Below are 25,789 nucleotides of genomic sequence, written 5' to 3'. Positions count from 1 at the left end.
GGTGCTGCGCGAGTCACGTCCGCCGAAGTCGCTGGGGGAGAGCCATGAGGAGAAGGACGAGAGCGGGCCACGGGGCCCTGGCCGTGGGGCTGTTGGCCGCGACCGGGACGCTGGGCGCGGGGCACGCCGAGGCGGTCGTGGGGGACCCGGCCGCCGACGGGGTGATGCCGTACACGGCGAGGATCGAGATAGGCGACATGGACCGGGCCTGCTCGGGCGCGCTGATCGAGGCGCGGTGGGTGGTCACGGCGGCGAGCTGCTTCGCCACCGACCCCGCGCAGCCCACGACGGTCGCCGCGGGCGCGCCCCCGCTGCCCACCAGGGCCGTCGTGGGCCGCACCGGTGCGAGCGGCACGCCCGGGCAGGTCCGCGACGTCGTGGAACTGGTGCCCCGGGCGGACCGGGACCTGGTCCTGGCGCGGCTGTCCGCACCGGTCCGCGACATCGCCCCGGCGACCCTCGGCGCCCAGGCGCCGGCGGCCGGCGAGGAGCTGACGGTCGCCGGCTACGGCCGCACCCACGACACCTGGGTGCCCGACCGCCCGCACACCGGCGCGTTCACCGTCACCGGCACCCGCAGCGGAGAACTGGACATCGACACACAGAGCGGCGCGGTCTGTCAGGGCGACGCCGGCGGTCCGGCGGTCCGGACCGGCACCGGGGAACTGGTCGCCGTCAACAGCCGTTCCTGGCAGGGCGGCTGCCTCGGCTCGGACGCGACCGCGCGCGGTGCCGTCGAGACCCGCCTGGACGACATCACGGACTGGATCGGCGCCCACGTCGCCCGCTGGTCCCTGAAGTCGCTCGTCAACGGCAAGTACGTCGCCGCCGAACTGAACGCCACCGGCACCCGGGAGGGCGCGCTGCGCGCCCGCAGCGACACCGCGGAGGGCAGCTGGGAGCAGTTCACCCTGCACACCGGCGACGCCGGTACCACGGTGTCCCTGCGGTCCGTCGCCAACGGCCTGTACGTCAGCACCGAGAACAACGAGACCGGCGCCTACGAGGGCATGCTCCGCGCCCGCACCGAGGTCCCGCACGGGTGGGAGCGCTACACCCTGGTCCCGCAGGGCGCGCAGAACTACGCCCTGAAGGCGGCGAGCAACGGCAGGTACGTCGCCGTGGAGGCCAACTACACCGGCGCGGACGCCGGTCTGCTGCGCGCCCGCTCGGACAGCGTCGCCACCTGGGAGCGGTTCACCTTCCAGCACGCCGACAACTTCCGCGTGGCGGGCGTCGCCCCGGCGGCCCCGGCCCCGCTGCCGCTGGGCTGACCCGCGCGTCGGCGGCGACGCCCCGGCCGCCATCCGCCGCCCCGGCCCGCATCGGCCCGCACCGGTCAGCGGCGTGGAGCGGCACCGCACCATCGCGTGCGGTGCCGCCACCGGAGCGCCGCCGGGCGGGCGCCGGTGCGGGCCGGGCGGGCACCGGCCGGCTCAGAGGTCCGTGGGCTGTCCGTCCCGCGGCCAGTGCAGCAGCGTGACGTGCAGGGCGTCGACGGCCCGGTCCCAGGACCGCTGGACATCGCGGGGTGCGTCGAAGCCGCCCGACGACTCCAGGACGCAGTAGCCGTGGAAGGTGCTGCGCAGCAGCCGCACGGCGTCGGTGAGGTCGGGTTCCGCCAGGCCGTAGGGGCGCAGCAGACCGTAGACGAAGTCGGCGGTGCGGCGCATCACGAGGGAGCCGGCCACCGGGTCGGGGTCGACGCGGCTCTGGGTCGCCGCGTACCGTCCGGGCCGCTCCAGGGCGTACGAGCGGTAGGCGCCGGCGAACGCGGCCAGCGCCTCCCGGCCGGTGCGCCCGTCCACCGCCGCGGCGATCCGGTCGACCATCTCGCCGCCGGCCAGCAGCGCGACCCGTGCCCGCAGATCCCCCAGGCCGCGCACGTGCGAGTACAGACTCGCGTCCCGCACGCCGAAGCGCCTGGCCAGCGCGGACAGCGTGACCCGGTCGAAGCCCACCTCGTCGGCGAGGTCGGCGGCCGCCGCCGTGATGCGGTCGGCGGTGAGTCCAGCGCGGGCCATACGATCTCCGACTCCCGGGAGGAAAACCTAGAGCACCCGGGAAAGATAGAGGGCCCCGCGTCCGGCCGCCTAGCGGCCCGGCCTGACCAGTCCGGTCTCGTACGCCAGCACCACCGCCTGCGCGCGGTCCCGCAGCCCTGACTTGGCGAAGATGCGGGCGACATGGGACTTCACGGTGGCCTCGCTCAGGGTCAGCCGGGCCGCGAGTTCCGCGTTGGACAGACCGCGGCCGAGAAGCGTGAGGACCTCCCGCTCGCGGGGCGTCAGCGTCGCCAGCGCGGCGGTGCCTGCGGACGGGCCGGCCTCCGGTTCCGCGGCGTAGCGTTCCACCAGACGGCGGGTGATGGACGGGGCCAGCAGCGCGTCACCCGTGCCGACCAGGCGTACGGCCGCCACCAGGTGCTCCGGTGTGACGTCCTTGAGGAGGAAACCGCTCGCCCCGATCGACAGGGCCGTGTACACATAGCGGTCCAGGTCGAAGGTGGTCAGCATCAGCACCCGGCAGTCGCGGGACCGGGCCAGGATGCGGCGGGTGGCGTCCAGTCCGTCCATGGTGGGCATCCGGATGTCCATCAGCACGACGTCCGGGCAGAGCCGCCGCGCCATCGACACGGCCTCCACGCCGTCCTGCGGCGGCGCGGGCGATCAGCGCGGGCAGCGCTCCCGGAACCGCACGCGCCCGCGGCGTCCAGCTCCGGCTCGCGGGAAGCCGGCTGCCGCGCCCGGTGAGCCTGGGCCTGGGGCTGCCGTTCGCGCGGCCCGGCCGCAGCGCCCTCACCCTGGCCGCCGTCGTCCTCGGCGTCACCACGGTCACCTTCGCGACCGGCCTGGCGACCACCATGAACCGGCTGGGCAGCGCCGGACGGGACGCCTACCAGGTCACGGTCTACGCGACCCACTACCGCGACGGAGGTCACCGCCCGGGGCGATGTGGAGGTGAGCATGACCGGGTCCGCGTACAAGGTGATGCTGGAGGGGCGTCGCGGGGACCGCCCCCGGCTGGACAGCGTGCTGACCGGGGGGCGCTGGACGCGCTCGCCCGGTGAGGCCGTCGCCGGGTCCGCCTTCCTGCGGCAGAACGGCCTGCGGATCGGCGACCGGATCCGGCTGGAGAAGGGCGGACGCGGTGAACGGCTGCTGATCGTCGGGGAGTTCATGGCGAGCGACGCGCGGATGCTGGTCACGGACTGGCCCACCTTCGCCCGGCTGGCCCCCGCGGAGAAACCCATCGCCTACCACGTACGGCTGCGCGACGGCACCGATCCCGCCGCCTACGCCCGCGCGGCCCGAGCCGTCGACCCCGCGCTCAGCCCGCACCCGCGGGGCGGCAACGCCGTCACCGCGACCGTCGTCGGCTCCGCCGGCGCTCTCACCCTGCTGCTCGCGTCCGTCGCCGCCCTCGGCGTCTTCAACACGGCCGTCCTCAACACCCGTGACCGGCGGCGCGACCTGGGCATGCTGAAGTCCATCGGTATGACGCCGGGGCAGGCGACCGCGATGACGGTGACCTCGATGGCGGTCCTCGGTGCGATCGGCTCGCTCCTCGGCGTCCCCCTGGGCATCGCGGGATACGAACTGGTCGTGCCGCGCATGGCCGATGCGGTGGACATGAGCCTCCCGGCGTACATGACCGACGTGTGGCGTGCTCCGGCGCTGGGCGGCCTCGCGTCGGCCGGGGTGGTCATCGCGGTGGCGGGGGCCTACGTGCCCGCCCGGCGAGCGGGACGGCTGACCATCGCCCAAGTGCTGCGCAACGAGTGAGCCGGGACCGGGCACGTGGTCGCTGACCGGCCGTACGGCGGCGGTCTGCCCCGGTCCGCCGCTCGCGCCCGGCCGGTGGGGACACCGTGCGGATGTGCTCGGTGCGGATGTCCGGGCGACCGCATGCTGGTGCCCTTGCCGGTCGGGTCGAGGAGGGCGCATGAACTGGGTGGTCACGCTGGTCGGCGCGGTCATCGTGATGATCATCCTGCGGGACGTGTTCCACACGCTGTGGCACCCGACCCGGCACGGCGGACTGAGCCGGGCGGTGATGATGACACTGTGGCGGCTGTCCGCGCGGGGCCGGCGCGGTGGCGGCTCGGCGGGGGTGGCAGGACCGCTCGGCATGGGCTGCGTGGTGGCGATGTGGGCCGGCGGCGTCGCCGTGGGCTGGGCGATGGTGTACTGGCCGCACATGCCGCACGGCTTCGTCTTCTCCGGCGAGCTGGAGGCGGAGCGGCACTCACGGCCGGTGGACGCCCTGTACGTCTCCCTGGTGAACCTCGGCACGCTCGGCCTCGGCGACATCGCGCCCGCCCGGGACTGGCTGCGGATCGTCGCGCCGCTGGAGGCACTGGTCGGGTTCGCGCTGCTGACCGCCACCGTCTCCTGGGTGCTCGGCATCTTCCCCGCGCTGGCCCGGCGGCGCACGCTGGCGCTGCGCATCCGGCAGATGCGCCGGGCGGCCCGCGAAACCGGGGAGACGGACGCCGGGCCGGAGGCCGCCGAGCTGCACGGGCTGGCCGCCGACATCGCCCGGGTCAGCGTGGACTTCGCCCAGTACCCGGAGTCGTACTACTTCCACGACGGATCCGGAGACACCGCGCTGGCCGGCGCGATCGGCCACGCCGCCGAACTCGCCGACCGGGGACGGCGGTCCGCCGACCCGGGCGTGCGCAGGGCGGCGGCCGTGCTCGCCGCCGCCCTGGACGACGTCGCCGCGACCCTCGACGTGCGCTTCCTGCGCACCGGCGGTACCCGGTGCGAGGTGCTGGCCGCCTACGACCGTGACCACCGGGGGGCGCGCTGACGCCCGTGGGTCATGCCCCGGGCGCGGCCGGCGGGGCGACCGGGGCCCCGGTCAGGCCGTCGCGGACCAGGGACAGGAACTCCTGGTCCGTCAGGCCGAGCCGGCGGGCCTGGGAGACCAGCCGGTGCACGCCCTCGGTGAGACGGGCCCGGTCGACGACGCCGGGCCCGGCGGTGATCGCCGCCCCGCGGCCGCGCCGCAGCTCGATCAGGCCCTCGTCGCGCAGCCGCCCGTAGCCGCGCAGCACCGTGTGCACATTGACGCCCAGCGACGCGGCGACCTCCCGGGCGGGCGGCAGCCGTTCGCCGGGCGTGGCGGTGCCGTCGGCGATGGCACCGCGCACACAGGCGGCGATCTGCTCGCCCAGCGGCACCGGCGAGTCGGGCAGCACGCGGAACAGCATCGCTAGCCACGCTCCCGTGCGCGGCGTTCGACCAGGCCGTTGAGCAGCGCGGCCGCCGTCGCCGCGTCGTCCACGGTGACGACGTACTCCGGGCCGTCGGCCGTGCGGACCGCCAGCGCCTCGCCCGAACGCAGCACCACGCCCCGCTTGTGGGGGCGGATCCGGTAGCCCCAGCCGCCGAAGTCGCCCATCGCGTCGACCTGGACGCTCGCGGCGTCGGCGACGCGGTCGAGCGGTACCGTCAGCCGCGGCCCGGGCAGCACCGCGGAGGCGACCGTCAGACCGCGCCGGTCGACGGTGACCCGGACCCGCGCGAAGGCCAGGCAGAGCAGGCTGAGGACGAGCGGCACCGCCCCTGCCCACCAGGGGCCCGCCACCAGGCCGGACACCCCGCAGAGCGCGATCACGGCGGCGGCCGGCAACAGGGCTCGGGAGGACGTCGAGCGGCTCCAGGCCGCCGCCTCGCCGTCGGCCAGCGGCAGCGTGGGCGACGCGGGGCGGCCGGCCGGCTCCGGGCCGGCGCCGATCACCCACCAGGCCGCGGCGCCCGCGGCCAGGGCCGCCGGGACCAGGACGGCCAGGTGCCACAGCGGCATGCCGGCCCGGGCCGGATCGTCGATGTCCGTGTTGACCAGGACGATCCCGAGGAGCGGATACCCGACCGTGACGGCCGTGCCGACGGCGGTCGCCGCAGTGAGCCGGGACCCCGCCGAGCCGCCTGCCCTGAGCGTCAGCAGGGTGAACAGCACGCCCAGCCCGACGAGCAGCCCGCCACCGAGCCACAACGCCCCGGCCCGGCTCATGAAGCCGTCCGCCGAGCCGTCCCCCGAGTAGTGCGTGGCCATCCGCTCCGGCAGCCGGTCGTACCGGGCCAGGAACACCGCGACGTAGCCGACGGCCACCGCCCCGAACGGCAGACCCGCCAGTGCGGCCCTGCCTCTCGTGTTCATCATCGCCCCCCCTGGGATTGTTCGCATTGAAGTAGAACAACCTCAGCATACGGCGTCTGTCTCCGGCGGGCGTACCGGGCGGCCCGATCGACGGCCCGGTACGCCGCCCTTCCCGTGGGGGGAGGCCCTGGAGGACAGGAGAACAGGGGGAGCGGAGATCAGCCGGCCGTGGAGAAGACGAACGAGAACTCGGCGGGAGCGACGGTCAGGAAGTACCGCGGCAACGGGCCGGGGCCGCAGGACTGGGAGCCGACGCCGTGCTGGCCGTGATCGAGGTTGACCCACACCGTCTCCCCCGGCACCAGGTCCGTGCGGTGCCGGGCGGCGTCCAACTGCTCGGTGGTCCAGCGGCGGGCGGTGAACCAGAACGCGGGATCGCCCTCCACCCGCAGGCCGCCGAGCTCCGCCCAGCGCACGTCGGCGCGGGCGCCGTTCTCCTGCGGACGGACGTACGGCGTCTGCAGATCGTCCACGGTCGACCGCCAACTGCCGACCATCGACGCCGTCCTGCTGTCCGGATAGGCCTCACCGGGCCCGCCGCCGAACCACCGCACCGCGTCCGCCGAACCCGGCAGACCGAACCGGACGCCCAGCCGGGGCAGCGGCACCGTCCAGTCGCCCTCCGGCGCCACCGACACCGTCAGCCGCAGCCGGTTGCCGTCCGACGTCCAGCGGTAGACGGTCGACAGACCCAGCTCCCAGGCGGCGGGCGCCACCCGGGTGCGGACCGTCAGCGCGTCGTCGCCGGTCTCGACCGCGTCGAGCCGGTGCCGCATGCGGTGCAGGCCGAGCTTGCGCCACAGCAGCCCGTGCCGGACGTCCGACTGCCAGGGCGCGCCGTCGTCGTTGTCGGTGGGCGCCCGCCACACGTCCAGCCGCAGCCCGGTCACCGGCACCGACCCGATGCTCCGCAGGGCACCGGTGCGCGCGTCGAACGCGGCCGGGCCCAGCGTGATCACCCCGTCCGCCACGACCGGCCCGTCGGTCGCCGCCACCGACGGCACCGCGCGTGCGGCGACGGGCAGCCGGCCCCACGCCACCACATGACCGCGCCCGGCCCACGCGGTGTCCTCGGCGAGCACCGCCCGGACCGTCCACGCCGTCTCCGCGCCCGGCGGGACCTCCGCCGGCGGCTCGGGCAGCTTCACCTCGGCCGACCCGCCCGCCGCCAGCACCGGGACGGACAGACCGCCCGACTCCGCGGTCTCCCCGTCCACCTGGAACGCCCACTCGAAGCGGAGCGCCGACAGGTCGGCGAAGTCCTGCTTGTTGGTGACGCGGACCGTGCCGCGGGGGCCGTCGCCTTCGATCGCGACCGGCTCGATCACCTTCTTGTACTCGACCAGACCGGGCGACGGCGTCCGGTCCGGGAACACCAGGCCGTCGCAGACGAAGTTCCCGTCGTGCAGTTCCTCGCCGAAGTCGCCCCCGTAGGCGAAGCCGTGGCGGTCGTCCTCGATGCCGTGGTCGATCCACTCCCAGACGAACGCGCCCTGCAGCCGCTCGTGCGCCTCGAAGATCCGCTGGTAGTCGGCGAGCCCGCCGGGCCCGTTGCCCATGGCGTGCGCGTACTCGCAGAGGATGAACGGCAGTCCGCGCCGCTTGTGGGTGCCGCCGTCCAGGCGGCGGCCGATCCGCTCGACCTCCTCGTGGGAGGCGTACATGCGCGAGTACACGTCCGTGTCCCGGCAGTCGGGGTCGCCCTCGTAGTGCAGCAGCCGGGAGGCGTCGCGGCCGCGGATCCACTCGGCCATCGCCGTCAGGCCCCGGCCCGTGCCGGCCTCGTTGCCGAGCGACCAGACGATCACCGACGGGTGGTTCTTGTCCCGCTCGACCATGCGGGCGGCGCGGTCCAGGAGCGCCGGCGTCCAGCGGTCGTCGTCGACGGGGTTGTCCCGCCAGTCCTGCTCGACGAAGCCGTGGGTCTCCAGATCGCACTCGTCGATCACCCACAGGCCGTACTCGTCGCACAGGTCGAGGAAGGCGGGGTGCGGCGGGTAGTGCGAGGTGCGGACCGCGTTGACGTTGTGCCGTTTCATCAGCAGCACGTCCTCGCGCATGGTCGCCAGGTCGAGCGCGCGGCCCTTCTCGGGGTGCCACTCGTGCCGGTTGACCCCCTTGAAGAGGATCGGCCTGCCGTTGACCTTGATCAGGCCGTCCTCCAGGGCGACCGTGCGGAAGCCGATGCGCAGCCGCACCCGTTCGCCCTCGGTGGCGAGCACGCCGTCGTACAGCTTCGGCGTCTCGGCCGTCCACGGCCGGACGGTGGCGGTCGCGGCCTCGCCGGTGGCGATGTCGATGCCGAGATCCGGGACGGTCACCCGGCCGTCGACGTCGGAGTCGACCCGCAGCGTGCCCTGACCGGTGGTGTGGTCGTAGGACGCGTGCACGAAGAAGTCGAGCGCCGAGCCCGCCGGGCGGTGCAGCAGTGTCACGTCGCGGAAGATGCCGGGCAGCCACCACTGGTCCTGGTCCTCCAGGTAGGAGCCTGCGGACCACTGGTGGACGCGTACCGCCAGGACGTTGCCGGCCGGCTTCAGCAGATGGCCGACCGCGAACTCGTGCGGCAGCCGGGAGCCCTTGAACTCGCCGACGTCCGTGCCGTTCAGCCAGACGCGGGCGCAGGACTCCACGCCGTCGAAGCGCAGCACGGCACCGCCGTCGGTGAGGTCCGGCCAGTCGGCGGGCAGGTCGAAGACGCGGACGTGGTCGCCGGTGGGGTTCTCCGTGGGCACCCGGGGCGGGTCGACGGGGAAGGGGTAGAGGTGGTTGGTGTAGATGGGGGAGCCGTGCCCCTGCAGCACCCAGTGGCCCGGGACGGCGACCTCGGCCCAGTCCCCGCTTTCCCGGCCGTCCGCCGCGAACGAGTCGTCCTCGGCGTCCGCCGCCTGGGACAGTCTGAACCGCCAGGTGCCGTTCAGCGACAGCGACTTGGCGTCGGAGGAGGCGTACCAGGAGCGCGGTGGCAGCGCTCCCGAGCCGGGGGAGACGTCCTCGACGTAATCGATGGCCGTGGTCGTGCGGAAAGACATCGGTCTCCTAGGTCAGCCCTTGATGCCGGTCTGCGCGATCCCCTGCACCAGCCAGCGCTGGAGGAAGAGGAACACGAACAGCAGGGGCAGGATGGAAATGGCCGTGGCCATGAAGATCAGGTGGTAGTTGACGGTCTGGTTGGTCATGTACGACGACAGCGCCACCTGCACCGTCCAGGCGCTGGGGTCCTGCCCGATGACCAGCGGCCACAGGAAGGCGTTCCAGCCGTTGATGAAGGTGATCGTCGCGATGGCCGCGAAGAAGTTCAGCGAGTTGGGCACGACGACCCGCCAGTACGCGCCCCAGTAGCCGAGTCCGTCCACGCGCGCCGCCTCCTCCAGCTCCCTGGGGAATCCCAGGAAGTACTGCCGGAAGAGGAAGCAGGTGAAACCGCTGAACAGGCCGGGGACGATCAGGCCCCGGTAGGAGTCCACCCAGCCCAGCGACGACACCAGCACGAAGCTGGGCACGAAGGTGACGGCCGCGGGGACCATCAGGGTCACCAGCACCGCGTAGAAGATCTTGTTGGCGTGCCGGTAGGGGATCCGGGCGAGGCCGTAACCGGCGAGCGAGCAGACCAGCAGCACGCCGACCGTGTGCAGGACGCCGACGATCAGCGAGTTCCCCATCGACTGGCCGAAGTCGACCGTGGTGTCCTCGAACGGCTCGGTGATGTTCCCCCACTGGATGTCGGTGGGGAAGAACTTCCAGTTCTCGCCGGTGATCTCCGGGTCGGTGGAGAGCGAGTTGCGGATCAGCAGATAGAACGGGACCAGGAACAGCGCGGCGGCGACGCCGGTGGCGACGTACAGGCCGGTGGAGCCCATCACCCCGCCGCGCCGGTTGCCGCGCGGCCCGCCGGCCGCCCGGTCGGTCTCTGGTGCGGTCGTCGTCACTTGGACTCGTCACCCCTTCCGAAGCCCATGATCCGGCCCTGGAACAGGGTCACTACGCAGATCAGCAGGGTGAGGATCACGGCGCCCGCGCTGCCGCGCCCGTAGTCCTGCTCCTGGCCGAGGGCGGTGTAGTACAGCTCGACCAGGGGCGGCCGGCCCCAGGTGGTGCGGTTGAGCAGGTTGAAGAACTCGTCGAAGGCCTGGTAGGCGGCCACGAGCAGCAGCAGGATCACGGCCGTCGAGGTGGCGCGCAGCTGGGGCAGTGTGATGTGCCGGAACGTCTGCCAGCCCGGCTTGGCGCCGTCGATCGCGGCGGCCTCGTACAGCTCGCCCGGGATGTTCTGCAGCGCGGCCAGGAAGAGGATCATGTAGAAGCCGGACTGCAGCCAGAGCCGGGCGGTGACGATGACCAGCCAGTACCACGGCGGGTCGGGGTTGGCGAGCCAGGCGACGTTCTCCACGCCGAACCAGCCGAGCACGGTGTTGGCGAGGCCGAAGCGGACCCCGTTGAAGAGGGACATCTTCCAGATCAGCGAGGCCGCGACGTAGCTGCACGCCGTCGGCAGGAAGAACACCGACCGGAAGAACGCCCGCATGAACCGCAGCCGGTTCACCAGCAGTGCCAGTCCCAGCGACAGCGCCCAGGTGGTGGGCACGATGATCGCGGCGAAGACGGTGAAGGTGACCAGCGAGCCCATGAAGTCCTCGTTGCCCAGCATCTGCCGGTAGTTGTCGAAACCGACGAACTCGCTGGGCGTGACGGTGAACCGGGCCTCGAAGAAGCTCAGCCAGAGGCTCCAGCCGATGGGCACGTAGACGAAGATCAGCAGGCCGGCGAGGAACGGGCCGGTGAAGAGCCAGAAGTTGAAGGTGCTGCTGCCCCGCAGCCCCCGCCGCGGCCGGGCCCGGGGGGCCTGGGCCGGGGCGGGGAGCGCCGGGTCGAGCTTGGTGGTGGTCGACATCGCGTCAGTCCGTCCGGTGCCCTATCCGAAGAGCTTCTTCAGCTCGGCGTCGACCTTCGCGTCGCACTTGTCGAGTTCGGCCTCCGGGTCACCGCCCTTGCGGACGCAGTTGGCGAAGACGTCCTCGGTCGCGGTGATCATCGCCTGGGTCCAGCCGATCCGGTCGAAGTGGCCGAACTCGTTGAAGAGCCGCACGCCCTCGGCCGGCAGGCCCGACTTCAGCTTCTCGGCGCTCTGCGCGATGGAGGTGCGTGGCGGGATGTGGAAGCCGTAGGACAGGGCCCAGTCCTCCTGGTACTGCTTCTGGTCGATCCACAGCCACTTCACGTACTCCTTGGCCGCGTCGACGTTCTTGCTCTTGGCGTTGACGAACATCGACCAGCCGCCGTTGTAGACGGCCGGCTTGCCCGCGTCGGAGACCTTCGGGAACGGCATGATGCCGAGGTCGTCGCCGAGCGCCTGCTGGAACTGCGGCATCGCCCACATGCCGCACCACTGGATGGCGCACAGGCCCTGGTTGAGCGCGGAGGGGTCCCAGAAGTCGGCCGGGGCGTCCAGCAGCAGGTTGCCGCTGGTGAAGATCTTGCGCAGTGTCTTCAGGCCCTGGACGACACCGTCCGTGTGGTAGGCGATCTCGTTCTTGTCGTTCAGGGTGTCGGCGCCGGCCGCGTAGATCAGCGGCTGGATGACGGCGTGCAGGTCGTTGCCCAGGAACAGGCCCTTGACCTTGCTGGTGGTGAGCTTGTCGGCGGCCTCCATCAGCTCCTCCAGGGTCTGTGGGGGCTGTATGCCGGCCTTCTCCAGCATCGACTTGCGGTAGAAGAAGAACTGCGGGTCGTCGATCATGCGGACGCCGTAGATCTTGCCGTCCACCGTGTGCGAGGCGATGTCCGCCTGGTTGAAGTCGTCCTTGACCGGCGTGACGAGGTCGGTCAGGTCCGCCACCTGCCCGCTCTTGATGAGCTGGATCTGCGGGTGGAACTCGAACAGGTCCGGCGCCTGGTCGGTCAGCAGGGACGCGAACAGCTTGCTCTCGAAGTTGGAACCGGTGATCCACTGCGTCGTCACGTCGGCGCCCTGGTAGGCCTTGGCGTACTTCTTGATCGCCTGCTCGGTGCCGGCCTCTCCGTAGGCGTGGAAGTACTGGGTCAGGCCCGTGCCCGAACCCGACCCGCCGCGGCCGTTGTTGCCGCCGCAGGCGGCCAGCGTGCCGGCGGCTGCCATGCCCGCGGCGGCCCGGAACAGTGATCGGCGGGACCAGTTGCTGTTGCTCATTGCCGACATGCTGACGTCCTTGTCTCGATTACGGCTGCGGCTCCACGGCTTGACCGCCGGGTGGCTCGAACGGGGCTTGCGGTGCGGGACGTTAACCTTCGGCTAAGGCTTCGGCAAGGGGTTGGACGAAGGCGGGTCGAAACGTTGCGTCCGGTTCGGGATGACGAACACCCGCGAGGCCGGGCGGGGAGAGGGCCGCCGGGTCAGGGAGGGGCCGGCGGCCCCCGGCTCAGGAGGCCGTCACTCGCGTGACCAGGCCTGATTGTCCCCACCCGTGCAGCTGTAGACGATCACCCGGGCTCCGTCGGCGGTGGACCGCCCGCTGACGTCGAGACACTTGCCCGACGCCTCGCTGACGATCTGCCCGTTGCCGTTGAGCAGCCATCGCTGCCCGGCGGCCCCGGTGAACGAGGCGGTCGCCGTCAACCCGCCGCTCCCGGCCGTCAGATAGCCCTGCGAGCCCTTCAGGGCACCTCGCGCGTCGTACGACCAGGACTGGGCCGCGTCGCCCGTACAGCCCGCCAGGGCGGCCCCGGAGGCGTCAGCGGTGAGGCACTTGCCGGACTGCGCGCCGACCAGCGCGCCGGTCAACGCCGTCGGAGCGCTGTGCCGTTTCTGGTCCAGGACGAACGTGGTGACCGAGCGGGCCGCGAGCGTCGTCGACAGAGTGCCCCGCGCGAGCGACGGTTCGGCCACCCGCGCCCAGTTCTCCTCGGCGGACGTCCGCACCGCCCGGACCGCGGCCCGGGGCGTCTTGCTGTTGAAGTGCAGGTTCAGCGCCGTGTCGGTCGAGTTGTGGTTGTTGACCACGGCCACCCACTGCCCGCCGCGGTCGTACGCCGAGACCTCGACACCGGCCGGCAGCCCCGTCACGTCGTGGGCGACCGAGCCCGGCCGGACGAACCGGCTGTACTGGCCGAGCGCGTAGTAGCGCTTGGTGAAGTACAGCGTCTGGTTGCCGTTGGCCGCGTAGTCCGGGTCGTAGTAGATCAGGCCGTCGTTCCAGCCCTGGTCGTTGCGCGAGTGGGGGTCGCTGCCGATCATCTCCGACAGCGCCACCCACCACTGGAACGCCGAGTCATGGGCGATCGCGAAGTCCTTGTAGATGATCCGGGACAGGTTCAGCCCGCCGTCGATCGTCGGGTCGTACTCCTGCGCCCAGCCGGTGCCGCCCTTGCCGAAGCAGCAGATCTCCGTGGACCAGGAGGCGATGCCGGCCGCCCTGGCGGTCTCGTGGACCTTCGCCCGGTCGGCGTCACCCGGGTTGTCGTACGTGTGGTGCGCCAGCCGGTCGACGTACTGTGCGGTGCCCGGCTGGTCGATCCACCGCGGGACCTCGTCGTTGAACTTCACCGTGCTGGTCGACTCATCGGCGATGATGCCGGTGCGCTGTCCGCGCCGTTCCTGCTCGGCGCCCAACGCCCTGACGATGTCGTCGCGTTGCTCGACCGGCACCAGCATGCCCTCCTGACCGCAGCCGTCGAAGCTGTTGGTCGGCTCGTTGAAGGGGCTGATGTGGTCCAGCCGGACGCCCTGCCGGGCGAAGTGGTCGGTGATGTCGGCGACGTACCGGGCGAAGTCCTGTTCGTTCTCCGCCTTCAGGTAGCCCCCGCAGCTCTTGCCGTTGGTCTTCCACGCGGCGGGCGCGCTGTTGACGAAGCCGATCAGGTCCCGCACGCCGTACCGCGCGGCGTAGTACAGGAAGGTCCGGCCGGCCTTGTCCCGGCTCCAGTCGTACGTCCCGTCCTCGGCGAGGAAGTCCTCGGGCGCGCGGGGCGCGTAGGTCACGCCGGTGCCCCCGCCGCCGATGTTGTAGCGGTACGAGCTCAGGTGCAACCCCTGCCTGGAGAAGAGGAGCCGCGCGACCCGGGCCCGGACCTTCGGGTCGAAGCGGGCGAGGTCGTTGACCCACCAGGCGCCGGAGGCCCCGATGTTGTCGATGGTCTGGGCGGCGTGGGGGGAGACCTCCGCCGCGGGCGCGGAGGCGTGCGTGGTGGTCGTGGTCGTCGCGGTGGCGGACGGGGCCGTCATCAGGGTTGCGGTGACGGCCAGTGCGGCGGCCGTCGCGAGCGTGGCTCCGGTGGTGCGCGTCAAGTCTGCGTCCCTTCCCTGTCATGAAGGCGGTGCGGTGCGGCTCCTCGTGGGGGTGGTGCGCTGCGCTGCCCTCTGCCCGACCGCCTGCAGAGCCCCTTCGAGCGCGAACGTCGCCGCGCCCAGGCACACCGGGTCGCTGGGGATCGGGGAGAGGACGATCTCGGTGGCGGCCAGCGGCCGCTTCAGCGCGTGCCGGGCGACGGCCTCGCGCACTTCGGTGAGCAGGGGTTCGCCCAGGGCGGTGGCGACCCAGCTGCTGAGGACGATCACCTCGGGGTTGAACAGGTTGACCAGGTTGGCGATGCCCGCGCCCAGGTAGCGCACGGTGTCGCGGACGACCTTGCGCGCCACCGGGTCGTGCTCGCGCAGAGCGCGCGCCAGCGCGGCGATGGTGGCCGTCTGGTCCTCGGGGCACAGCAGCGCGCTGTCCGGGCTCAGCTCGCGCAGGCTCAGCATGATGCCGGACGCGCCGACGTACGCCTCCACACAGCCGTGCTTGCCGCACCGGCACAGCCGGCCGTCCAGCACGATCGTGGTGTGGCCCCACTCGCCGGCGCTGTTGCTGACGCCCCGGTGCAGCCCGCCGCCGAGGATCAGCCCGGCGCCCACCCCGGTCCCGAGGTTGACCACCACGGCGTCACCGCGACCCCGGGCGGCCCCGAACCACAGCTCGGCCACCGCGCTGGCGCGCAGCGGATTGTCCAGGTACAGCGGATAGGCGAGGTGCTCGGTCAGCAGGTCGAGCAGCGGCACGTCGTGCCAGTCCCAGTTGGGCGCGTACTCCGCGCGTCCCGTCGCCCGGTCCACCTGGCCCGGCACGCTCACGCCGACGCCCAGCACCCGGGCACCCTCGACCCCGGCCTGCGCCACCACCGAGCCGACGGCCGCGGCGACATGGCCGACCACCTGCCCGGGCAGGTTCTCGCCCGGGCTGACGTCCTCCTCGGCGCGGGCCAGGACGTTCAGTGCCAGGTCGAACAGCTCGACATGGACGTACGTCTCCGCGATGTCGACGCCGATGAGCGCGCCGCCCGCCGCGTTGACCGCGACCAGGCCCCGCGGGCGGCCCCCGGCCGAGTCCTCGAACCCGACCTCGGTGATCATCCGCAGGTCGAGCAGCTCCCCGACGAGGGTGGCGACCGTGGCCAGCGAGAGACCGGTGGCGGCCGCCAGCTCCTGCCGGGAGGTGGGTGACCGGGCGATGATCTGGCGCAGCACCTCGTAGCGGTTCGCGGTGCGGATGTCGCGTGATGTGCGCTTCACCGGGCTGCCCCATCCCTTCCCATGCCGAGCCGGGCGGCATCGCTCCGGCGCCGCGCCAGGCTATGGTGTGCGGCAGCTTTCTACAAGGGGTTAGGAAAGGGGCTTTATAAAGTCAGTCACCCAGCAGACCGCCCACGAACGCGTTGGTGAACTTGCCGGCCGGATCCAGCTCACGGACGACCGCCGCGTAATCGTCGCATCGTGCATACAGCCCGCGGACGACCGCGGCCGGCATCTCGAACACCTTCCCCCAGTGCGGCCGCGCCCCGAACGGCGCCAGCACCGCCTCCAGCTCCCGCACGACCGGCAGCACGGCCTCCGTGTCAGCGACCCAGGTGAAGTGCACGGCGACCGAGTCCCGCCCGTGGGCCGGGCTCAGCCACTGCTCGTCGGCGGCGACGGTACGCACCTCGCAGGTCTGCAGCACGGGGGCGACCGTCTCCCGGATCCCGCCGATCGCATCCAGCATGTCGACGGCCGTCGACCGCGCCATCAGGTACTCGCTCTGCAGCTCCCGCCCGTTGCTCGGCGTGAAGTCCGCCCGGAAGTGCGGCAGCCGCTCGTGCCACGGCCCCGCCACCCCGAACTGCTCCGTGCAGTTCCGCGCCGGCATCCCCGGCACCGGGTGCAGCCGCTCCGTGGCGGGCACCGCCCACGGGAAGTCCCGCAGCGGCTGGTCGGTGCGCCGCTTCAGCCACACCTGCCGGAACCCCGGCTCCCGCCAGTCGGTGAACAGGCTCACGCTGTAAGCCGCCCCCGCGACCGCCTCGAAGTCCAGCCCCGCCGCCGGAAGCTCCGTGAACACATGCTGCTCCACCTCGTAGGCGGGCTCCAGATCCAGGGTGAGCGCGGTCACCACGCCCAGCGCGCCCAGCGAGGTCACCGCCGCGCCGAACCGCTCCTCTCCCCGCCCGACCGCCACCACCTCCCCCTCGGCCGTGACGATCTCCACCTCCCGTACGGCGGCCGCGAGCGGAGCGTTGCCGACCCCCGAACCGTGCGTCCCGGTCGCCACCGAGCCGGCCACCGAGATGTGCGGCAGCGACGCCATGTTCGCCAGCGCCAGCCCGTGGGCGTGCACCCGGCGCGCCAGCTCGGCGTACCGCACCCCGCCGCCCACCCGCACCGTACGGGCCGCGCCGTCGACGTCGATCTGCGCCGGCAGCTCGTCCAGCGCCACCAGCACGCCCCCCGGCCCCGGCTCGGCGATCCGGTTGAAGGAGTGCCCGCTGCCCAGCACCCGCACCCGGTCGGCGCCCGCCACCACGGCGCGCAGGGCGGCCTCCGAGCGCGGACGGTGCAGCTCCTTGGCGGCGTAGGTGATGTTGCCGGCCCAGTTGGACACGCTCCCGGCCATGGGTCGCCCCTCCCGTAGACATGTGACGCACGAGTGTTCCCGCGAGGAACGTACCTCGACACCGGGCCCCCCCTCGCCGGTCCCCCGGCCCGGGGGCATACCGTGATGAGTCGTACGCCTGAGCCGGGAGGAGAGTCGGATGGGCAGCCGTACCGCGCTGGTCGAGGATCTGATGGAGCGGTTTCCGCATGTGCCGCGGGAGGCCGTCTTCAAGGAGGACCTGCTGCGCGGCGGGGTGGCCTTCGACGCCTCCGCGCTGAGCGACAACGAGAGCGGCGAGGTCAAGCCGAAGTCGTACTTCATCTTCTCCTTCGACCACGGCACCCTGCCCGAGCTGGGCGAGGCCGCGCTGCGCCGCCCGCCGGAGGAGATCATCCTCACCGGCGGCCCGTACGACCTGCGCCGCACCGTGGTCTCCGTGCGGGTGAACCCGGCCTCCCCCTACCGGGTGGCCGCCGACGACGCGGGACTGCTCGGCCTCTATCTCGACGGGCGGCGCATCGCCGACGTCGGCGTGCCCCCGATGCCCGAGTACTACCGGCACACGCTGTCCAACGGGAAGTCCGTCATGGAGGTCGCCCCCACCATCCAGTGGGGCTACCTCATCTATCTGACCGTCTTCCGGGTCTGCCAGTACTTCGGCGCCAAGGAGGAGTGCCAGTACTGCGACATCAACCACAACTGGCGACAGCACAAGGCCGCCGGCCGGCCCTACACCGGGGTCAAGGACGTCGAGGAGGTGCTGGAGGCGCTGGAGATCATCGACCGCTACGACACCCAGAAGACCTCCACCGCCTACACCCTCACCGGCGGCGCCATCACCAGGACGGTCGCCGGCCGTGACGAGGCCGACTTCTACGGCCACTACGCCAAGGCCATCGAGGAGCGCTTCCCCGGCCGCTGGATCGGCAAGGTCGTCGCCCAGGCCCTGCCGCGCGACGACGTACAGCGGTTCAAGGACTACGGCGTGCAGATCTACCACCCCAACTACGAGGTGTGGGACCGCCGCCTGTTCGAGCTGTACTGCCCCGGCAAGGAGCGCTACGTCGGCCGCGACGAATGGCACCGGCGGATCCTGGACTCGGCCGAGGTCTTCGGCGCGCGCAACGTCATCCCCAACTTCGTCGCGGGCGTCGAGATGGCCGAGCCGTTCGGCTTCACCTCCGTCGACGAGGCCATCGCCTCCACCACGGAGGGCCTGCGCTTCTTCATGTCGCACGGCATCACCCCGCGCTTCACCACCTGGTGCCCCGAGCCCACCACCCCGCTCGGCAAGGCCAACCCGCAGGGTGCGCCGCTGGAGTACCACATCCGGCTGCTGGAGGCCTACCGCGCCACGATGGACGACTTCGGCCTCTCCTCGCCCCCCGGCTACGGCCCGCCCGGTCCCGGTCACGCCGTGTTCTCCGTCAGCTCCTTCATGGACAGCCTGCCCGCCCTGGAGCCCACGCCGACGGTGTGACCCCGGGGAACACCGAGACAAACGGCGTCCGCGTCCGTACCGTGAGCCGGAACCGGAACCCGGTGCGCGTACGGGCGCGGACCCTTCGCCGGCACGGCAACCGCCGTCCCGGCCGTGGATGCTGACATCCGAACAGGCCGCTTGTCAGTTGTGCAGAGAACGTGAAAAGCTCTGCCCCTGCCGCGAGGTTCCCCCCAACTCCATCGCCGACATGGTGAGTTGACCTCGCATTCAAATGCAGGAGACCCATGCCCGACCTGCCGACCCCCAGGGACGACGCCGAGGCCGCGCTGTTCACCGAGTGCTGGGACGCCGTTCTGTCCTACGCGGACCTGTGCACCTCCGGCTCGACCGCGGCCCACCAACTGGCCCGCGAGGCCTTCGCGCTCGGGATACGCGAGGCACGCGCCGCCGAGGACGGGGCCCGGCGCGGTACCGGCCGCCGCTCACCCCGCCTGCCCCGCATCCCCCTGCTGCTGACCGCCGTACGCACCACCGCGGCCGACTGGGAGGCCGCCGGACAGGGCCACAAACTCGACCCCGAGCTGCGGCTGTGGCTCAACTCCCCGCACGCCGCCCGCTACACGGGCCCGCCGCCGACCCGCCCCATCGCCCTGCGCGGCCTGCGCGACATGCAGGAACCCGACGCGGCGCTGCTGTGGCTCGCCGAGGTGGAAGCGCTGCCGCTGCGCGCGGTGGCCCGCCGGCTCGGACTGGACCCGGCCGCCGCGGCCGAGGAACTCAACCAGGTACGCGGCCTGTTCCGGGACCGCTGCCACCGCAACCACCTCGACGCGCCGATGGGCGCCGAGTGCCGCAGCTACATCAGGCTGCTGGACGCCGTCACCCGCTCACCGGCCGCCGAGACGCCCGAGGACCTCTCCCGCCACCTCGCCACCTGCCAGGAGTGCGCGGAGGCCGCCGCCTGCCTGCGGCTGCACGGCGGCGGCCTGCCCGCCGCGCTCGCCCAGGGCGTCATCGGCTGGGGCGGCCTCGCCTACCTGGAACGCCGCCGCCGGGCCGCCGAGGTCCGTCTCGGCGCCGGCCGCACCGACACACCCGACCCCGACGCGGAGGCCGCCCGGGAGGACGCCGGCCGGGCGCGGGTACTGCGCCACGGGCTGCTCGCGGCCGCCGTCCTGGTGTCGCTGCTGGCGCTCGCCGCGTCCCTGATACCGTTCGGCTCCGCCGACGACACCGCCGCCGCCGGCGTCCCCGCCGACACCACCCCCGTGGTCGGCCCCGGCCCCGCCCTGACCGGTCCCGCGACGGACGGGCCCACCGCGCAGGACCCCACGGCCACCCGCACCCCGGGGTGGTCGACCCCCGCCACCACCACGCCGTCCACCGCCGCCGCGCCCGGCCGGCCCGACCCCGAACCCCAGGGCACCTCCTCGCCCACGGCCGCCGGCGGGACCGGCGACACCGTCGCGGACCCGGTCTGCTCGGCCCGCTACCACCTCGTCAACCAGTGGCCCGAGGGGTTCCAGGCCACCGTCACCGTCACCACCGAGGACGCCCTCGACTCCTGGCGGGTCGCCTGGACCTTCCGCGACGGCCAGCGCGTCACGCAGATGTGGGACGCGGGCTTCTTCCAGAACGGCACCCGGGTCACCGCGTCGGCCGCCGACTACAACAGGTCCGTCGCCGCCGGCGGCTCCTTCTCCTTCGGCTTCCTCGCCTCCTGGCAGGACAGCAACTCCGAGCCGTTCGCGTTCAGCCTCAACGGACAGCCCTGCGCGGCGTCCTGAATCAGCGACCGGCCGCGTCGGTCACCGCGAACGTGGTGAGCACCGCGGCGTGGTCCGACGGCCAGTCGTTCCCGCAGACGTCGGGCCAGGGGCGCGGGGTGCCGGTGACGACCGTACGGGCGTCGACGACCCGCAGGCCCCGGCCGTCGTGCAGGACGAAGTCGATACGGTCGTGCGGCTCGGGGCGCCCGCCGCCGTCCATGTGCCGGGGGTGCACCGGCGACCACGTGCGGCCGGGCTCGGCGACCGAGTCCGGGTGGGCCTGCCGGTAGGAGTCCCGCAGCCCCGCCTCCTCGGCCGCCAGGGTCACCGGCCACGCGATGCCGGAGCCGTCCAGATGCGAGGGGCAGTTGAAGTCGCCGACCAGGACGACCGGGACGGACTCCCGGCGCACCTCGGCGATCCGGCGCAGCGTGTCGCGCATCATCGTCAGCCGTTCGCCCTCCCGGGCTAGTACCTCGTCCTCCGGCAGCCCGTCGAAGGCCCGCAGGTAGGGGCCGTACGGCCAGGCGGGCAGGTGGACCGTCCAGACGTCGGCCGCCCGGTCCGGGCCGAGGGCGATCCGGGCGCCCGCCGCACCGTAGAAGCCGACGTCCGGGTCGCCGAAGCGGGCGATGATCGGACGGCGGCTGAGGATGCCGAGGTTCTCGCCGGCCCGGTGATGGTGCCAGCCGAGGGCCTCGGCCAGTTCCTCGGCGGCCGTGCCGCCCGTCTCCTGCAGCCCCACCACGTCGGCGCCGCTCTCCGTGATCGCCTTGAGCTGCTTGGCGCGGTGCTCGTCCACCGGGCTGCCGCCGAGCCACAGGTTCCAGCTCAGCACCCGCAGTTCCGTCGGCAGCAGCGATCTGAGATCCGCCACGGTGACCCCGGCGAGGCTGTCGCGCACGACCCGCCCCGGCGCCGCCCCGATCGGGGCCAGAGACGGCACGGCGAGGACCGCGCAGCCGGCCGCCTCCGCCGAACCGACACCGGTCGGGGAGTCCTCGACGGCCACACACGCGCCCGGATCCGCCCCGAGGGCCCGGCAGGCCGCCAGATAGGGGTCCGGGGCGGGCTTGGTGCGGCCGGTGTCGTCGGCGGTGACGCACACGGCGAAGCGGTCCCGGCCCAAGGTGTCCAGCACGAGGTCGGCGACGGCCCGCGGGGAGGCGGTCACCAGCGCGGTGGGCACACCGTCCCGGACCAGGGCGTCGAGCAGCTCCAGGGCGCCCGGCCGGGGCACGACGCCCTCGCGCACGCGCTCCGCGAACGCCTGGTGCAGCCGTTCGGCGACCGGGTCGGCCGCCGTGCCGCTGGCTGCGCCGAGCCATCGCGCCGTGTGCTCGACCGCACGGCCGAACACCTCCGGCCGCTCCGCCTCGGTCAGTGGCCGGCCGGCCACCTGCTCGACCGCCTCCCACCACAGCCGCTCGGTGTCGACGAGCGTGCCGTCCATGTCGAACAGGACTGCCTGGAGCGGGACGCGGGGCGGGAGGGGCACCTCGCTCCCAAGGCCCGTGTCGCTCTCGGGAGTCACATCATCGGTGGGGGTCACGTCGTTCTCTTTCCTCAACGGGTCACGCGGTCGGCCACCAGCACGGGCCGCTCGGGCAGGGACACCTCGACCGCGGTCCCGGCCCCCAGCCCCGCGGCCTCGTGCGCGGCCAGGTCGGCCTTCACCCCGGTGCCGTCGGCGAGCCGCGCGGTGACCCGGACGACGGCGCCGAGGAACGCGGTGGCCACGACACATGCCGTGCCGTCCGGGTCGGCCCGCACCCGCACGTTCTCCGGTCGCACCAGCACGTCCACCTCGCGTCCGGCCGGTGCCGCGCCGTCGACCGGCAGCCGCTGCCCCAGCACCTCCACCACGCCCCCCGCCTGCCGACCCGGGATCCGGCTCATCGTGCCGACGAACTCCGCGACGAAAGCGGTGGCCGGACGACCGTACAACTCGGCCGGTTCGGCGCACTGTTCGAGCCGCCCGGCACGCATCACCGCGACCCGGTCAGCCGTCGACAGGGCCTCCTCCTGGTCGTGGGTCACGAACAGGGTGGTGATGTCCAACTGCCGCTGGAGCCGGCGGATCTCCTCGCGCAGCGACAGGCGCACCTTGGCGTCCAGCGCCGACAGCGGCTCGTCCAGCAGCAGCACCCGGGGCCGCAGCGCGAGCGCCCGGGCGAGCGCGACGCGCTGCTGCTGCCCGCCGGACAACTGGTGCGGAAACCGCTCACCCTTGTCGCCCAGCCCGACCAGGTCGAGCAGCTCGGCCGCCCGAGCCCGTCGTTCGGTGGTGCGGACCTTGCGCATCCGCAGTCCGAAGGCGACGTTGTCGACCACGCTGAGGTGCGGGAAGAGGCTGTACGACTGGAAGACCATCCCGGCGTCGCGACGGTGGGCCGGGACCCGGGTGACGTCCTGGCCGTCGACCAGCACCGAGCCGGAGTCGGGGTGCTCGAACCCGGCCAGCATCCGCAGGGCGGTGGTCTTGCCGCAGCCGGACGGGCCGAGCAGGGCGAGCAGCTCGCCCGGCCGTACGGTCAGGTCCAGACCGTCCAGCGCGACGGTCGTGCCGAACGCGCGGCGCAGCCCTCGGAATTCGACGGTCGCCGCCTGTTCGGCGGTGGCCTGCTGTTCAACAACGGTGACGGTCATGCTTCATCCCCGGGAGGTGGTACGGGAGCGTCCGCCGACGGCGGCGAGCGCGAGGAGGAGTGCCCAGGTGACGAGCAGGCTGAGCACGGAGACGGCGACGGACATCTGGGCCTGGGAGCCGGAGACGGTGACGATCCACACCGCGAACGGCTGGTAACCGAGCAACTGGGCGACCGTGAACTCGCCCAGCACCAGTGCCAGCGTGAGGAAGGAGGCGTTCAGCAGCGCGCCGCGCAGGTTGGGCAGCACCGCCCGCACCAGCGCGGCCGACCGGTTCGCCCCGCAACTGCGGGCGGCTTCCACCAGGACGCGCACGTCGATCGCGCGCAGCCCGGCGTCCAGCGCCCGATACACGAACGGCAGTGCCATCACGACGTACGCCATGACCAGCACGAACGGGAACTTCGGGTTCTGGATCGCCACGAACGTCCGGAACAGCGGCGTGCGGGAGAGGTGTTCGGGACCCCACCGCAGCACGGTCACCCACCCCGCGACGAACGCGATCGGCGGCACCACCAGGGGCAGCGAGCACACCACCTCCACGACCGGCCGCAGCCGGGGAGCACCGAGCCGCAGCGCGACCATGGCGGGCACCACCAGCACCAGGACCAACGCGATGGTGGCGGCGGCCAGCTCCAGCGACAGCGTCAGGCCGGCGGCGAAACCGTCGGCGCCGAGGATGCGCGTGTAGGCGTCGAAGGTGATGCCCTGACCGGGCACGTCGACCGTGAAGACGGCCGACGCGGCCAGCGGCAGCAGGAAGTACAGGGCGGCCGGGCCGAACACGGCCCAGCGCCACGGGGTCAGGCGAGCCATCGGGCACTCCGGCGTTGCAGGGGCAGGTACACGGCCATGACCAGGCAGGCGACCAGGACCATGTCGAGGCTGAGGGCGAGCGCCATGTTCTCCTGTCCCACCTGGACGTTGCCGGAGATGGCGTCGGCGATCTGCAGCGTGACCAGCGGCACCGAACTGCCCACCATCGCGGCCGCGGTGGCGTAGGCGGCGAAGGCACTGCCGAAGAGCAGCACGAATCCGCCGAGCAGTGTCGGCGCGAGCACCGGCAGGGCGACATGCCTCCAGTACTGCGCGGTGGTCGCCCCGTTGTTGTGGGCCGCCTCCCGCCACTGCGCGCGCAGGCCCTCCAGAGCGGGTGTGACGGTGAGCACCATCAGCGGGATCAGGAAGTAGAGGTAGACGACCACCAGACCCCAGAAGCTGTACAGGTCCCAGCCCTTGTCCGACAGGCCGAGGTGTGTGGTCAGCACCCCCGCGTTGCCGAGCGTGGCGACGAACGCGAACGCCAGCGGCACACCGCCGAAGTTGGCGAGCACCCCGGACGCGGTGAGCACACCCTCGCGCAGCGTCCTGGAACGCGAGGTGACGACCGCCTGCGCCAGCGGCAGCCCGAGCACGACGGCGACGGCGGCGGACACGGCGGACAGTTCCACGCTGCCGAGCAGGGCCGTCAGATAGGCGTCGTGCAGCGAGGCGGTCAGATTGCCCGTGGTGTACGACGTGACACCCGTGGCCTGGTCCTCGACGGTGAAGGCGCCGTCGACCATCGCGGCGGCCGGCACACCGAACGAGAGCGCGGTGAACGCGAGGAGCGGGACGACGGCGAGCCAGCCGGGGGCGCGGCGCCGCCGCTTCGGGGGAGCGGCGGCAGGCGCACCGGCCTTCGGGAGGGTGGCGGTCATCCGGAGACGGCCTTCCCCCAGCCCTGCGCGAGCACGTCCTTGGCCTTCTGCTGCTGGGCCTCGGTCGGGAAGGCGGGCGTTCCGGACACCTTCGGCAGCCTGGCGGCGGCGGCCGCGTCGATGGTGCCGGCCTTCTCCATCGCCGCCATCAGCGCGGGCCGGGCGTACCCCTTCAGCCACAGGTTCTGGCCCTCGGCGCTGTACAGGTACTCCTCCCACAGCCGGGCGGCAGCCGGGTGCGGGGCGTCCTTGTTGATCGCCTGGGAGTAGTACTGGGAGAACCGGCCGTCGCTCGGCACCGCCACGCGCCAGTCCAGCCCCTTGGACCCGAACTCGTCGGCGTATCCGGCGTTCAGGTAGTCCCAGTCGATGCTGATCGGCGTCTCACCCTTCTCGACGGTCGCCGGAGTCGACTCCACCGGCGTGTAGTTGCCGTTCTTCTTCAGCTGTGAGAAGAAGTCCAGGCCCGGCTGGATGTCGTCGAAGGAGCCGCCGTTCGCCAGGGCTGCCGCGAACACGCCCGCGTACGCCGAGCCCGACTTGGTCGGGTTGCCGTTGAGCGCCACCTGGCCCTTGTACCGCGGCTTCAGCAGGTCCTCGAAGGTGGTCGGGCACTCCTTGACGCGCCCCGCGTCGCAGCCGATCGATACGTACCCGCCGTAGTCGTTGTACCAGCGCCCCTGCGCGTCCTTCTGCGCCTCGGGAATGTCGGCGAAGCCGGCCACCCGGTACGGCGCGAGCAGGTTCTGCCGCGCGGCGCTGAGCGCGAAGGAGGAGCCGACGTCGAGGACGTCCGGGGCGCGGCCCTGGCCCTTGCGGGAGGTGACGGCGTTGATCTCGTCCTGGCTGGAGCCGTCCGGGTTCTCCACCTCGACCTTGATGCCGTACTTCTTCTCGAACCCGTCGATCAGGGCGCCGTAGTTCGCCCAGTCGCGGGGGAGGGCCATGGCGTGCAGCGTGCCCTCCTTCTTCGCCGCCGCGACCAGCGCGTCCATGCCGCCGAAGTCGGCGGCGGAGGTCGCGGTGGCGGCGTTCTTGCCGCCGGCGGTGGGGGACGCGTTGTCGGGGGCGGCGCCGCAGGCGCTCAGGGCGAGTGCGGCGACGACGGCGAGGGAGCCGCCCAGGACGGCTGTTCTCGGCAGGGACACGGTCACGGCTTCTCCAGGGGACGCAGGAGGGTCGGGGAGGCTTGTCAGC

The 25,789-nt window shown here is 72.7% G+C and carries 20 protein-coding genes and 1 pseudogene; 5 read left to right on the top strand and 16 right to left on the bottom strand.

Annotation, left to right across the window (positions count from 1 at the left end; translation table 11 throughout):
• Positions 1–44: 44 nt before the first annotated feature.
• Positions 45–1,274, top strand: coding sequence for a trypsin-like serine protease (locus tag AC3ET3_RS12900; protein ID WP_435612144.1), 1,230 nt, complete (start codon positions 45–47; stop codon positions 1,272–1,274).
• A gap of 162 nt (positions 1,275–1,436) precedes the next feature.
• Here the strand turns inward: AC3ET3_RS12900 and AC3ET3_RS12895 are convergent, their stop codons facing one another.
• Both AC3ET3_RS12895 and AC3ET3_RS12890 read right to left on the bottom strand, forming a co-directional pair.
• Positions 1,437–2,024: a TetR/AcrR family transcriptional regulator gene (locus AC3ET3_RS12895; RefSeq protein WP_435612143.1), complete on the bottom strand. Its 588-nt coding sequence runs from the start codon at positions 2,022–2,024 to the stop codon at positions 1,437–1,439.
• Between the two features lie 69 nt (positions 2,025–2,093).
• Positions 2,094–2,651 (bottom strand): annotated as a pseudogene (locus AC3ET3_RS12890) (response regulator); the annotation flags it as partial.
• A 315-nt stretch (positions 2,652–2,966) separates the two neighbouring features.
• Here AC3ET3_RS12890 and AC3ET3_RS12885 point away from each other — a divergent pair.
• Together AC3ET3_RS12885 and AC3ET3_RS12880 are read left to right on the top strand one after the other, a co-directional pair.
• Entirely contained in the window at positions 2,967–3,785 is an 819-nt protein-coding gene (locus tag AC3ET3_RS12885; protein WP_435612142.1) for an ABC transporter permease, read from the top strand.
• 160 nt (positions 3,786–3,945) lie between these two features.
• Positions 3,946–4,815: a potassium channel family protein gene (locus AC3ET3_RS12880; protein WP_432136961.1), complete on the top strand. Its 870-nt coding sequence runs from the start codon at positions 3,946–3,948 to the stop codon at positions 4,813–4,815.
• Between the two features lie 10 nt (positions 4,816–4,825).
• Here AC3ET3_RS12880 and AC3ET3_RS12875 read toward each other — a convergent pair whose 3' ends face one another.
• The 9 genes from AC3ET3_RS12875 to AC3ET3_RS12835 form a co-directional block, all read right to left on the bottom strand.
• The gene (locus AC3ET3_RS12875; protein ID WP_432136962.1) at positions 4,826–5,218 is read right to left on the bottom strand and encodes a GntR family transcriptional regulator; all 393 of its coding nucleotides are present in this window, start codon (positions 5,216–5,218) and stop codon (positions 4,826–4,828) included.
• Between the two features lie 2 nt (positions 5,219–5,220).
• The gene (locus AC3ET3_RS12870) at positions 5,221–6,171 is read right to left on the bottom strand and encodes a DUF1648 domain-containing protein (protein ID WP_432136963.1); all 951 of its coding nucleotides are present in this window, start codon (positions 6,169–6,171) and stop codon (positions 5,221–5,223) included.
• Between the two features lie 155 nt (positions 6,172–6,326).
• Positions 6,327–9,200, bottom strand: coding sequence for a glycoside hydrolase family 2 TIM barrel-domain containing protein (locus tag AC3ET3_RS12865; RefSeq protein WP_432156263.1), 2,874 nt, complete (start codon positions 9,198–9,200; stop codon positions 6,327–6,329).
• Between the two features lie 12 nt (positions 9,201–9,212).
• Positions 9,213–10,097 (bottom strand): carbohydrate ABC transporter permease, encoded by an 885-nt coding sequence (locus AC3ET3_RS12860; protein WP_432136965.1) that lies wholly within the window; start codon positions 10,095–10,097, stop codon positions 9,213–9,215.
• Positions 10,094–11,059 (bottom strand): carbohydrate ABC transporter permease, encoded by a 966-nt coding sequence (locus AC3ET3_RS12855; RefSeq protein ID WP_432136966.1) that lies wholly within the window; start codon positions 11,057–11,059, stop codon positions 10,094–10,096. The genes AC3ET3_RS12860 and AC3ET3_RS12855 overlap by 4 nt, the downstream gene beginning before the upstream one ends.
• A 21-nt stretch (positions 11,060–11,080) precedes the next feature.
• The gene (locus AC3ET3_RS12850) at positions 11,081–12,343 is read right to left on the bottom strand and encodes an ABC transporter substrate-binding protein (RefSeq protein WP_435612141.1); all 1,263 of its coding nucleotides are present in this window, start codon (positions 12,341–12,343) and stop codon (positions 11,081–11,083) included.
• Positions 12,344–12,574: 231 nt separating this feature from the next.
• Positions 12,575–14,428 carry a glycoside hydrolase gene (locus AC3ET3_RS12845; protein ID WP_435612140.1) on the bottom strand — a complete coding sequence of 618 codons (1,854 nt, stop codon included), beginning with the start codon at positions 14,426–14,428 and terminating at the stop codon, positions 12,575–12,577.
• An 18-nt stretch (positions 14,429–14,446) separates the two neighbouring features.
• The gene (locus tag AC3ET3_RS12840) at positions 14,447–15,691 is read right to left on the bottom strand and encodes an ROK family protein (protein WP_432136969.1); all 1,245 of its coding nucleotides are present in this window, start codon (positions 15,689–15,691) and stop codon (positions 14,447–14,449) included.
• A gap of 112 nt (positions 15,692–15,803) precedes the next feature.
• Complete coding sequence (locus AC3ET3_RS12835) at positions 15,804–17,048, bottom strand: FAD-binding protein (RefSeq protein WP_432136970.1); 1,245 nt, start codon at positions 17,046–17,048, stop codon at positions 15,804–15,806.
• 139 nt (positions 17,049–17,187) lie between these two features.
• Here AC3ET3_RS12835 and AC3ET3_RS12830 point away from each other — a divergent pair, with 139 nt between their 5' ends.
• Positions 17,188–18,510 carry a radical SAM protein gene (locus AC3ET3_RS12830; RefSeq protein WP_435612139.1) on the top strand — a complete coding sequence of 441 codons (1,323 nt, stop codon included), beginning with the start codon at positions 17,188–17,190 and terminating at the stop codon, positions 18,508–18,510.
• Between the two features lie 248 nt (positions 18,511–18,758).
• Positions 18,759–20,261, top strand: a complete 1,503-nt coding sequence (locus AC3ET3_RS12825; RefSeq protein ID WP_435612138.1) for a cellulose binding domain-containing protein — start codon at positions 18,759–18,761, stop codon at positions 20,259–20,261.
• Between the two features lies 1 nt (position 20,262).
• Here AC3ET3_RS12825 and AC3ET3_RS12820 read toward each other — a convergent pair whose 3' ends face one another.
• The 5 genes from AC3ET3_RS12820 to AC3ET3_RS12800 are packed head-to-tail and all read right to left on the bottom strand — an operon-like array spanning position 20,263 to position 25,746.
• Complete coding sequence (locus AC3ET3_RS12820) at positions 20,263–21,777, bottom strand: HAD-IA family hydrolase (RefSeq protein WP_435612176.1); 1,515 nt, start codon at positions 21,775–21,777, stop codon at positions 20,263–20,265.
• A 32-nt stretch (positions 21,778–21,809) separates the two neighbouring features.
• Complete coding sequence (locus tag AC3ET3_RS12815) at positions 21,810–22,892, bottom strand: ABC transporter ATP-binding protein (RefSeq protein ID WP_432136973.1); 1,083 nt, start codon at positions 22,890–22,892, stop codon at positions 21,810–21,812.
• A 3-nt stretch (positions 22,893–22,895) separates the two neighbouring features.
• Positions 22,896–23,708: an ABC transporter permease gene (locus tag AC3ET3_RS12810; protein ID WP_432136974.1), complete on the bottom strand. Its 813-nt coding sequence runs from the start codon at positions 23,706–23,708 to the stop codon at positions 22,896–22,898.
• Positions 23,696–24,592, bottom strand: coding sequence for an ABC transporter permease (locus AC3ET3_RS12805; protein ID WP_435612137.1), 897 nt, complete (start codon positions 24,590–24,592; stop codon positions 23,696–23,698). Before AC3ET3_RS12805 ends, AC3ET3_RS12810 begins: the two co-directional genes overlap by 13 nt.
• Complete coding sequence (locus AC3ET3_RS12800; protein ID WP_432156255.1) at positions 24,589–25,746, bottom strand: ABC transporter substrate-binding protein; 1,158 nt, start codon at positions 25,744–25,746, stop codon at positions 24,589–24,591. Before AC3ET3_RS12800 ends, AC3ET3_RS12805 begins: the two co-directional genes overlap by 4 nt.
• Between the last annotated feature and the right edge of the window lie 43 nt (positions 25,747–25,789).

The organism is Streptomyces sp. bgisy159 (assembly GCF_057707805.1).
This window is presented reverse-complemented; position numbering and strand designations above follow the sequence as displayed.

Coding starts and splice junctions, on each gene's coding strand:
- AC3ET3_RS12865 (WP_432156263.1), bottom strand. CDS start 9,200: ATGTCTTTCCGCACGACCACGGCCATCGATTACGTCGAGGACGTCTCC.
- AC3ET3_RS12870 (WP_432136963.1), bottom strand. CDS start 6,171: ATGATGAACACGAGAGGCAGGGCCGCACTGGCGGGTCTGCCGTTCGGG.
- AC3ET3_RS12830 (WP_435612139.1), top strand. CDS start 17,188: ATGGGCAGCCGTACCGCGCTGGTCGAGGATCTGATGGAGCGGTTTCCG.
- AC3ET3_RS12900 (WP_435612144.1), top strand. CDS start 45: ATGAGGAGAAGGACGAGAGCGGGCCACGGGGCCCTGGCCGTGGGGCTG.
- AC3ET3_RS12880 (WP_432136961.1), top strand. CDS start 3,946: ATGAACTGGGTGGTCACGCTGGTCGGCGCGGTCATCGTGATGATCATC.
- AC3ET3_RS12895 (WP_435612143.1), bottom strand. CDS start 2,024: ATGGCCCGCGCTGGACTCACCGCCGACCGCATCACGGCGGCGGCCGCC.
- AC3ET3_RS12850 (WP_435612141.1), bottom strand. CDS start 12,343: ATGTCGGCAATGAGCAACAGCAACTGGTCCCGCCGATCACTGTTCCGG.
- AC3ET3_RS12805 (WP_435612137.1), bottom strand. CDS start 24,592: ATGACCGCCACCCTCCCGAAGGCCGGTGCGCCTGCCGCCGCTCCCCCG.
- AC3ET3_RS12875 (WP_432136962.1), bottom strand. CDS start 5,218: ATGCTGTTCCGCGTGCTGCCCGACTCGCCGGTGCCGCTGGGCGAGCAG.
- AC3ET3_RS12815 (WP_432136973.1), bottom strand. CDS start 22,892: ATGACCGTCACCGTTGTTGAACAGCAGGCCACCGCCGAACAGGCGGCG.
- AC3ET3_RS12825 (WP_435612138.1), top strand. CDS start 18,759: ATGCCCGACCTGCCGACCCCCAGGGACGACGCCGAGGCCGCGCTGTTC.
- AC3ET3_RS12885 (WP_435612142.1), top strand. CDS start 2,967: ATGACCGGGTCCGCGTACAAGGTGATGCTGGAGGGGCGTCGCGGGGAC.
- AC3ET3_RS12855 (WP_432136966.1), bottom strand. CDS start 11,059: ATGTCGACCACCACCAAGCTCGACCCGGCGCTCCCCGCCCCGGCCCAG.
- AC3ET3_RS12835 (WP_432136970.1), bottom strand. CDS start 17,048: ATGGCCGGGAGCGTGTCCAACTGGGCCGGCAACATCACCTACGCCGCC.
- AC3ET3_RS12810 (WP_432136974.1), bottom strand. CDS start 23,708: ATGGCTCGCCTGACCCCGTGGCGCTGGGCCGTGTTCGGCCCGGCCGCC.